The organism is Actinomadura sp. BRA 177, from assembly GCF_013372625.1.
In the GTDB taxonomy this organism is placed as follows: domain Bacteria; phylum Actinomycetota; class Actinomycetes; order Streptosporangiales; family Streptosporangiaceae; genus Spirillospora.
Genome location: NZ_JABXFD010000077.1, coordinates 1 through 9,480 on the forward strand (window position 1 = coordinate 1; position 9,480 = coordinate 9,480).

The window sequence follows — 9,480 nt, forward strand, 5'->3', positions numbered from 1 at the left end:
TTTGTTTTCTTAGTTGTATATATGATGATAGGGGAACAACCAGCATTTACACTGCCCTCGTCGTCGGCAGCGTCAAGGGTGAGTAGGGGACAGCCGCAGCATCCCGCCGGGGTCGGCCGCCTCCGCCGCCTCGGCGTCCTCCAACCTCGAAGGGTCCAGCCCTTCGCTCACGAGGCGGGGGCCCTGGCCTCGTCGACGAGCAGGACGGGGATGTCGTCGCGGACGGGGTAGGCGTAGCGGCACGTGCCGGTGCACACCAGCTCGTCCGCGGCCTCGTCGGCGCGCAGCTCGCCGCCGCAGTTCGGGCAGGCGAGGATCTCCAGCAGCCAGGAGTCCAGCTTCATCGTCATGGCAGCGTCACTTCTCCCTAGAGTCGGTCTTTCCCGGCCCGGTCACTTCTCCCTGACCAGGGCCAGGACCTCGTCGCGGACCGCCGCCATGGTCGCCTCGTCGCCGGCCTCCGCGTTGAGGCGCAGCAGCGGCTCGGTGTTGGACGGGCGGAGGTTGAACCACCAGCCGGCGGAGTCGTCGCCGACGGTCAGGCCGTCCAGCTCGTCCGTCCCGACCCCGGGACGTCCGGCGAAGGCGTCCTTGACCTTCGCGGCGGCGGCGTCCTGGTCGGCGACCTCGCTGTTGATCTCGCCGGACGCGACATAGCGGGTGTACTCGGTCAGCAGCTCCGACAGCGGCCCGTCCTGCTGCCCGAGTGCCGCGAGGACGTGCAGGGCCGCGAGCATGCCGGAGTCGGCGAACCAGAAGTCGCGGAAGTAGAAGTGCGCCGAGTGCTCGCCGCCGAACACCGCGCCCGTCTCCGCCATCGTCTGCTTGATGAACGAGTGCCCGACGCGGGTGCGGACCGGCGTCCCGCCGTGCTCGGACACGATCTCCGGGACGGCCTTGGACGTGATCAGGTTGTGCACGATCGAGGACCCCGGGTGCTTGGCCAGCTCCCGCGTCGCGACCAGCGCGGTGACCGCGGACGGCGCGACGATGTCGCCGCGCTCGTCCACCACGAAGCAGCGGTCGGCGTCGCCGTCGAACGCGAGCCCGATGTCGGCGCCCGTCTCGCGGACCTTCGCCTGCAGGTCGCGCAGGTTCTCCGGCTCGATCGGGTTGGCCTCGTGGTTGGGGAACGTGCCGTCCAGCTCGAAGTACATCGGCACCAGGTCGATCGGCAGGCCCTCGAACACCGACGGGACGGTGTGCCCGCCCATGCCGTTGCCCGCGTCCACGACGACCTTCAGCGGGCGGATCGACGACAGGTCGACCAGCGTCTTCAGGTGCTCGGCGTAGCCCTTGAGGACGTCCCGCCGCGACACCGTGCCCGGCTCGCCGTCGTACGCGGGGACGCCGTTCTCGATCATCTCGCGGATCTCGCCGAGGCCGGTGTCGCGGCCGACCGGGCGCGCGCCGGACCGGCACAGCTTCAGCCCGTTGTACTGGGCCGGGTTGTGGCTCGCGGTGAACATCGCGCCGGGCAGGTCGAGGCTGCCGCTGGCGTAGTACAGCATGTCGGTGGAGCCGAGCCCGGCCTCGACCACGTCCGCGCCCTGGGACGTGGCGCCGCGCGCGAACGCCTCGGACAGCGGGCCGGACGACTCGCGCATGTCGTGCGCGGTGACGATCGCGCTCGCCCCCGTCACCCGCACGAACGCCGCCCCGGCCGCCTCGGCGATCGCGGGGTCGAGCTCGTCCGGGACGACACCGCGGATGTCGTACGCCTTGAAGATCCTGCCGAGGTCGCCCACTCCTGCTCCCTGTCCGAAGAACCCTGCTCGCAAGTTCGTGTGCCCGGAGAAACCGGGTTCACGAGCCTACCGGGAAGGACGATCGCGACCGTCCGCGACGTGGGGGCTACTCCTGGCCTGGCTGCGTGGCGGCGGGTTCGGAGCGCAGCACCCGCAGGTGACCGCGGCGGCCGACCTCGGTGCCCTGCCCGACCGGCTCGGCGCCGGATCCGGGGGCGGGCCGCGCGGCCTCCCGGACGGCGTCGGCGAGCGCCTCCAGGTCGTCCGCGCTGGGCTCGGGGTCCTCCTCGACGGGGAGCCGCACCAGTTCCCACCCCATCGGGGCGGTGAGCCGTTCGGAGTGCTCCGCGCACAGGTCGTAGCAGTGCGGCTCGGCGTACGTGGCAAGCGGACCAAGGACCGCGGTGGAGTCGCGGTAGACGTACGTGAGCGTGAACACTGCGGGCGCCTTGCAGGCGGTGCGGGAGCAGGTGCGGACGGGGCTCACGATGGCTGACCGTACCTCCCTCCCAGCGGCTCCGCCACCACCCCGGCGCACGTGTCGCCGTTACCGGGCGATTTCCGGGGTAACAACTACATTCCGTATGACCCCGAACTCTTACCGTGCGGTATCTGGTGGATGCGCGTCCTCGCGTTCCCCCGCGAGTCGCCGGCGTCCGCAGAGGTAGGCTGGACGTGTGCGATCCCGTGTGGCAGGCGTACGGCGCCGCGACCGGCACGGTCGTGGCCTCCGTGGTCCTCTGACGCCCCCGCAGGCGCCGGTCTCGCGGACCCGCGCGGAGCGGTTCGACGACCTCGTCGACGACGAGGTGCGGCGGCTGGTCCAGCGCTGGGGCCGGGAACTGGCCGCGGTCGAGTTCGCGGTCGAGGAGGTGCCGGACCTCGAACCGCGGTTCGAAGGCCCCGTCCCGCTCGGCCTGACGCTCCCGGCCGAAAGCGGCCTGCCGGTGCGCATCGTGGTGTTCCGCCGTCCCGTCGAGGCCCGCGCCGCCGGAGAGGCGGAACGGGTGCGCCTCGTCCGCGATCTGCTGGTGGAGCAGGTCGCCGACCTCTTGGGCCTCTCCCCCGAGTCCGTCGACCCGAGCTACGACTTCCCGGACGACTAGGGCGTCAGGGAGGTCTGCGAGTCGGCCGTGTCCGGGAGGTGGATGGTCGTCGGGGCGGGGACGATCGGCAGGACGGTGAACAGGTAGTCGTCGCCCTTGCCCTTGGCGAGGGTGCGGGACGCGTAGACGGGTGCCGAGCCGGGCTTCGGGGTGATCACGGCCCCGTAGGACGCGTCGTCCTTGCCCGGCGCGGTCAGTTCGGTCTCGACGGTGCGTCCGGCCGGGATCTGGACGTCCTGCGGTGTGCTCTTCCCGGCGGCGTTCATGGTGACGACCTGGACGGTCGCGGCGCCGGCCGGTGCGGTGAGGATCAGCGACGAGTCGAACCGGTTGTCGGCGACGACCCCGGGGCCGGACGCGGCGAGCGGCGGGGTGGCCGTGCCGTAGGCGATGTCGGCGCCGCGGTCGGCGGCGAAGCCCGCGAGGATGGGCCGGTCGGCGACGAGCCGGACGGCGGCGGCCTTCCCGGACAGCGCGCCGGTGAGCTGGACGGACGTCACGGTCTTGGCGGGCGCGTCCAGGACGTCCTGGCCCTGCGGCGCGAACGCGCCGCCCGCGGTGATCACCTGGACCTTGATGCGGGCGTCGGCCTCGCCGGGGACGGAGACCAGCAGCCGGCGCTGCCCGCCACCGCCCGGCACGCCGGGGACCAGGACGGACGTCGCCGGCCCGCCCGACTGCGGCAGCCACTCGATGCCCTTCTTCTTCCCGGCCCGGGCGCGCAGCGACGCGGCGACGCGGCCGCTGGTGGTGCGCACCCGCAGGGCCAGGTCGGTGGCGCCCTGCACGATGTCGCCGAGGCCCTCCGCGGAGTCGCCGATCTTCACGACCCGGGTGGTGTAGGGCTCGACGCGCGTGCCGAGCCCCTCCGGGGTGTCGAGCGGCCCCTCGCCGGACAGGGCGCTGAGGTTCACGAACGCGGGCTGCGCGTCCACGTTGGTGAGGTAGAGGTCGAGCTGGTCGGTGGCGACGGGGCCGGGGCTGAGGAACCACCGGTCGGTGCCGGGGGCCGCGCAGCGGGCGCCGGCGAGGCCGCGGTCGGGGCCGCCGCTCCAGTGGGTGGTCTGCTCGGCCTCCAGCCCGGCGGCCATGGCGCCGGTCGCGCGGACGGTGTAGGAGTCCTCACCCGACTTGGTGTCCTTGTCCCATCCCTGGCCGGGCGACGACATGGACGCGAGCGGGGAACCGCCCTTCGTCGGCGTCATGTCCACGCGCCCGCCGCCTTTCTGGGAGAGCGACTGGACGGCGACCCGTCCGCCCTCGTGCCCTGGGCAGACCACCACGGCGTGGGTCACGGGCGCCGTGCGGCCCTTCTCGGACGCCTCGCCAGGGCGGGAGAACGTCGCGGCCCCGTACAGGGCGGCGACGGCGACGAGCATGAGCGCGGCGGTGGCGTAGCGCATGCCGAGGAGGCGCAAAACCTTGTCCATGGGTCAGGACACCTCCTCGGGGCTCGGTTCCTTCGGCGGTTCCAGCGCTGGGGGCGTCCCATGCTGGACGCGGGCGTGGTTCGCTCGGCGGCGTCCGCGATGTCCGCCTCGCCACCCGCGGCGGCGTCGTTCCCGGTCTCCGCTGAACACCAGGTTGTCGGTCTGGGCGCCGGGCAGGGCCAGGACGACCACGAGCAGGACGGCGATGCCCTGGATGACGACCCACGTGTGCCGCATCGTCATCGACCGGGACAGCTTGAACTCGCCTCCGCTTGGCGGGATGTCGTAACCCTGCGCCCAGCCGTCGACCGTGTGCGCTCTGAGTTCGCGGCCGTTCAAGGTGGCCTTCCACCCATCGTCGGCAGGTTCGGCCAGGAGCAGTGTGCGTTTGCCCGTGCCCGGCGGGACCTGCACGCGTGCATTGATCCGGCCCGCCGGCAGTGGCGTGACCGTGGAGTCTTGCAAGAGCAGCATCCGGGCGGACGTCGCCTGGAGCCGCCACACGGCGAACGTCCCCGTACGGCTCAGGCGGGTCAGCTCCGGCGACGCGTCCAGAACCTTGGTGATGGGGTCCTTCTTGGGGTGCGGCACCAGCAGGTACTGGACGCCCATTCGGGTCAGCGCGGGCCCATCGTCGCCTTCGCGTCCTGCGGCCAGGCCCGCGACGAGGTCGTCCATGCGTTCCTCGGCCTCGCCGCCTACCGTGACCTCGGATTCGCCCAGTCTCGGACGGTCGTCCCGGAGAACCGTGTACGAGACTTGTCCGGTGGGCTCTCTGTGCAGGACGAGGGTCCTCGGCCCGCCCGGTGCGTGAAGGAACAAGGGCACGGTGTCGGGGTCGACCTTGCCCAGCGGCCCGCCCGCGCCGCCGGCCACCCAGAATCCGGCGGCCAGCAGGGGCGCGGTCAGCGCGGCGACCACCACGGCCGCCCCGCCCGCCCGGTAGACCATGTGCTTGCCCGCGATGACCTCGGTGGCGCGCTGGACGGCGGCGGTCGCGGCGAACAGCACCCCCGCCCCGGCGAAGATCAGCGCGACGCCGGGCCAGACCGGCGCCGCGTCCGCACCCTTGGTGACGGTCGCGGCGCTGGTCAGCACGGCGACGAGCAGCCCGAACACGGCGAGCAGCCAGCCCACCAGCACGCTGCCCCGGCGGCTGCGCAGCGGCAGCGCCAGCACGGCGGCCGCGAGCAGGCCCGCGAGCGCCCACTGCGCGGGCGTGCCCGGCCCGCCCGGGTCGAGTACGAGCAGGTCGGCGGCGGTCGCGGGCTCGAACCGCCGGTGCAGGCCCGCCTCGGTGAGCAGGCGGGACGGGTGCAGCAGGAGGCCGACCGTCCACGGGAGCATCAGCAGCGGCGGCACGGCGAGCGCGATGGCGACGTTGCGGCGGCCCTGCCGGTGGCCCGGCCGGTCGAGCAGCGCCCACACCATCCCCGCCGTCAGCACGGCGATGAGCCAGACGAGCGGGACGAACGCCGTCGCGACGGCGAGCAGCAGTGCGACCGTCCACGCGGCCCGTCCGGCGCGCTTGCGCCGCGTCCGGGCGTCGAACCGGGCGCCCTCCGAACGCGGCAGCCCGTAGACGCGGGCGGCGAACAGGCCGATGAGCGGCAGCAGGACGAGCACGACCGCGGTGCCGAGACGTCCGCCCGCGATGGCGCCGGTCGCGGCGGGCAGCAGCGCGTACACGGCGGCGAACCACGCGCGGACGGCGGCGATGGGTATGCGGCGGCCGGCAGCGCGGGCGCGGCGGCCGGTGAGCGCCGACTCCGTGATCAGCAGCCGGGACGCCCGGTAGGCGGTGAGGCCCGCGAGCGGCACGCTGCCCAGCAGCAGGATCGACACGACCAGCCACGGCTTGCCGAACAGGACCGTCGACAGCACCGCGAGGACGCCGACGTAGGGCGGGCTGCCCGCGTCGGTGCCGAGCCCGACCGGGTGCCAGCCGGACAGGTACTGCGCCCACAGATCGCTCGCACCGCCGCTCCACGCGGGGACGAGGGCGCCGCCGCCGAGCCGTCCCGCCGCCGTGAGCAGGGACCGCTCCGCGGCGATCGTGACGGCGGTCAGCGCGAGGACGAGCAGGACGCCCGGGCGGGTGAGGAACCGGCGGATCGGGCCCGGCTCGTCCGCCGTGATGTCCTCTTCCTCCCGTTCGTGCTCGTGCGCGGCGAGATACTCCGAGGCCGCCTCGACGGCCCGGCGCGCCACCAGCCAGCGCGGCTGGAAGCGCCGGATGCTGCGGTGCACGCGGGTCCGGCCGTCCGCGCGAGCCGCTCGTGCCCGCCGCAGCCGGCCCGGGTCGCGCAGCACGTCGGCGAGCGCGCGCAACTCCTCGCGCGCCGCGCCCGGCCGCTTCGTCGCCACCAGGACGAGGGCGTGCACCAGCGACGCCCACACGTTGCGGACGAGGGCCCGCAGCATCGCCGGAAGCGGCTGGTTGGCGAGCAGCGTGAACAGCGCGTTGCGGCGGTCGCGGCGCGCCGGATGCTCGGCCGTCATGCCGATCTCGCGGACGCCCCGCCGGGACGCCTCCGCGTGGTACACGACCGCGTCGGTCGCCGTGACGACCCGCTGCCCGGCCGCGTGCACCCGCCAGCAGAAGTCCAGGTCGTCGCGGAAGATCCCGTACTCGATGTCGAAGCCGCCGCGCCGCTCCCACACGTCCCGGCGGACCAGCATCCCGGCGCTGCCGACGGCGAGGACGTCCCGGACGCCGTCGTGCTGGCCCTGGTCGAACTCGTCCCGGTCCAGGCCGCGCTCGCGGCGCCCGGTGGCGTCCACGGTGACGCCCAGCTCGCGCAGCACCCGCCGGTCGTCCCAGTCGCGGACCTTCGGGCCGAGCACCGCGATGTTCGGGTCGGTGCCGGCCGTCCGCAGCAGTTGCGCGAGCGCGTCGTGGGCGGGCGCGGAGTCGTCGTGCAGGAGCCAGATCCACTCGGTGCGCTGGTTGCCGGGGTCGTCGTCGGGGACGGGCGCGGACGCGGCGTCCTGCCGGAGCGCCTCCGCGATCGCCTCCCCGTAGCCGGTCGTGCGCGGCAGCGTGAGGACGGTGCCCTCGCCGGCGACCTCGCCGAGCACGGCGGGCCCCCGGTCGCGGCTTCCGGTGTCCACGACCACGAGGCGCTGCGCGGGCCGCGCCTGCGTGAGCAGCGCCTTCAGCGTCTCCGGAAGCCACCGGGCGCCATCGTGGACGACGAGGACCGCCGTGACGACATGGCGATCGAGAGTGGGGGCCAATGATCGCTCGATCTGTGGGGGACAGGGTCGTGGCGGAAAAATACAGCAGCCGCGCCGGCCCGGTGGCCGGCACGGCTGCTTACTGTACGCGCGGCCGCGCGGGGCATGCTCCGGATCCGCCGAGATCCGGGCGCGGCCGGCCGGCCGCTAGACGGCCTGGCGCTTCAGCTTGCGCCGCTCCCGCTCGGAGAGTCCGCCCCAGATGCCGAAACGTTCGTCGTGCTGCAGCGCGTACTCCAGGCACTCCGTACGCACCTCGCATGCCCGGCACACCTTCTTGGCCTCGCGAGTGGAGCCGCCCTTCTCCGGAAAGAACGCCTCCGGGTCCGTCTGCGCGCACAGGGCGCGCTCCTGCCAGCCCATCTCTTCGCCGTCGCCGTCTGTGCCGTGCGCCAGCGGGATGACCACCTCGCTCACAGCGCACCTCCCTGCCCGTGGAACCCCCTGGTCAATGCCATCCCTCCGGTTCCTTCCCCCGGGAAGGCATTGAAACTACACGGACGAAATTACACGCGTGTAGCGCCCGCCCCGTCAAGCCGGAAGGCTTTCCTGGGGGACAAAACGGCTTATGCCGGGATGGCCGCGCGGACCGCGGGCTTGAAGATCGGTTAATCGGGCGGTCAGCGGCGGGCTTGGATCACTGCGGCGGCGGCGGGCGGTTGTCCCGGTACCAGTCGCCGCCCTGCTCGCCGCCCTGCGGCGGCGCGGGCTGCGTCCCCTGCGGGCCCTGGTCCTGGCCGGAGCCGCCGTAGGCGCGCGTCCACTCGCCCATGTCCTCCTGGTCGGCGGCCGGCTGCTGCCCCTGCTGGCCCTGCTGCCCCGGCTGCTGACCGGCCTGGTAGCCGCCGCTCTGCGCGCCGTACTGCTGGTAGTCCTGCTGCCCGTACTGCTGCGGCTGCTGGTACTGCGGCTGGCCGTACTGCTGCTGGCCCTCGGCGCCCGGCTGCTGGCCGTACTGCTGGTACTGCTGCTGCCCGTACTGCTGCTGCTCGAAGCCGGCCTGCTGGCCGTACTCCTGCGGCTGGCCGTACTGCTGCTGCCCGTACTGCGGCTGGCCGGGCTGACCCGGCTGGCCCTGCTGGTACCCGAAGTCGGGGTAGCCCTGCTGCATCTGCTGCTGCGGCTGCGGACGCGGCGGCTGCATCCCCTGGAACACGGTGAAGACGAACCATCCGCCCACACCGACGACGGCGAGCTTCCCGGCCCCCTCCAAGAACGCCGAAAGCTTCGTCAGCGCCGACACGTAGTCGGAATCGGCGAGCATCCCGCTGAGCCACGAGACCACCCCGAACAGCGCGATGCCGCCGAGGACGCCCAGCGACCCCATGGTGATCGTCCTGGCCTGCGGCGTCTGCGTCTCGCCCCACGTCACCAGCAGCACCGCGAGGACGAGCACCCCGACCAGCACGATCTGCAGGAACGTCCCGCCCCGGGTCTCCGCCAGCGCGCGGCTGGTGAACGAACCGCCGCCGAGAAGGGAGATCAGGCCCGCGAGCAAGTGCAGTCCCGCCGCGGCGAGCAGTACCCAGGCGGCCGGTTCGCGCAGGCGCTGGACGGCTTCCTTGTTCACGGTGATTTCTCCAGACCGATGGGTTTTGATTACAGGCCAAAGCTTTGCACAGTGTCGCCCAGGGGGGCGACCCCCTGGAACCCCCGTCGCGACGCAGGCGATCCTCACGCCTTGTTGCGGTCGTTGTGCCTCTTGCGGTTTGTGGGCGCTGCGGTCGCCTGCGTCGTCGGGCATGCCCGCTCCGGGCGCTAGGGCGCCCTCCGCGTGCCTGCCCGTGGTCGCCGCTCCTGTTCCCGCCTGGCTTTCCGTCCAGTCCAAGAGGGTGAGTTGTGCCTCGTCCAAGAGGGGGACCTGGCGCGTCCGGGAATTGGGGTTGTGGACGAATTGTGCCGTAGGTGAGTGCCTGCTTCGTCCAAGAGGGGGTCGATCGTCTTGCGGGTGGGGGG

General features: G+C 73.0%; 8 protein-coding genes. 1 reads left to right on the top strand and 7 read right to left on the bottom strand.

The genetic code is table 11. The annotated features are described in order from the left end of the window. Positions 1 to 167: 167 nt before the first annotated feature. The 3 genes from HUX53_RS01270 to HUX53_RS01280 all read right to left on the bottom strand — a co-directional run bounded on the left by HUX53_RS01270 (position 168) and on the right by HUX53_RS01280 (position 2,235). Positions 168 to 350, bottom strand: coding sequence for a Trm112 family protein (locus tag HUX53_RS01270; RefSeq protein WP_217918966.1), 183 nt, complete (start codon positions 348 to 350; stop codon positions 168 to 170). Between the two features lie 42 nt (positions 351 to 392). Then, entirely contained in the window at positions 393 to 1,748 is a 1,356-nt protein-coding gene (locus HUX53_RS01275; RefSeq protein ID WP_176401321.1) for a phosphomannomutase/phosphoglucomutase, read from the bottom strand. Between the two features lie 106 nt (positions 1,749 to 1,854). Further along, the gene (locus HUX53_RS01280) at positions 1,855 to 2,235 is read right to left on the bottom strand and encodes a DUF3499 domain-containing protein (protein WP_176401322.1); all 381 of its coding nucleotides are present in this window, start codon (positions 2,233 to 2,235) and stop codon (positions 1,855 to 1,857) included. A gap of 190 nt (positions 2,236 to 2,425) precedes the next feature. Here HUX53_RS01280 and HUX53_RS01285 point away from each other — a divergent pair, with 190 nt between their 5' ends. Then, positions 2,426 to 2,854: a metallopeptidase family protein gene (locus HUX53_RS01285; protein WP_309236990.1), complete on the top strand. Its 429-nt coding sequence runs from the start codon at positions 2,426 to 2,428 to the stop codon at positions 2,852 to 2,854. On the opposite strand, the gene HUX53_RS01290 is transcribed toward HUX53_RS01285, so the two are convergent. From HUX53_RS01290 to HUX53_RS01305, 4 genes are all read right to left on the bottom strand, one after another. Beyond that, positions 2,851 to 4,284 (bottom strand): DUF5719 family protein, encoded by a 1,434-nt coding sequence (locus HUX53_RS01290; RefSeq protein WP_176401323.1) that lies wholly within the window; start codon positions 4,282 to 4,284, stop codon positions 2,851 to 2,853. The genes HUX53_RS01285 and HUX53_RS01290 overlap by 4 nt on opposite strands. Before the next feature lie 3 nt (positions 4,285 to 4,287). Beyond that, on the bottom strand, positions 4,288 to 7,524 hold the full coding sequence (locus HUX53_RS01295; protein ID WP_176401324.1) for a glycosyltransferase family 2 protein: 3,237 nt from the start codon (positions 7,522 to 7,524) through the stop codon (positions 4,288 to 4,290). A 147-nt stretch (positions 7,525 to 7,671) separates the two neighbouring features. Beyond that, complete coding sequence (locus HUX53_RS01300; RefSeq protein WP_171064042.1) at positions 7,672 to 7,887, bottom strand: WhiB family transcriptional regulator; 216 nt, start codon at positions 7,885 to 7,887, stop codon at positions 7,672 to 7,674. A gap of 274 nt (positions 7,888 to 8,161) precedes the next feature. Next, a complete protein-coding gene (locus HUX53_RS01305) occupies positions 8,162 to 9,094 on the bottom strand; it encodes a hypothetical protein (protein WP_176401325.1) in 933 nt (310 codons plus the stop codon). Between the last annotated feature and the right edge of the window lie 386 nt (positions 9,095 to 9,480).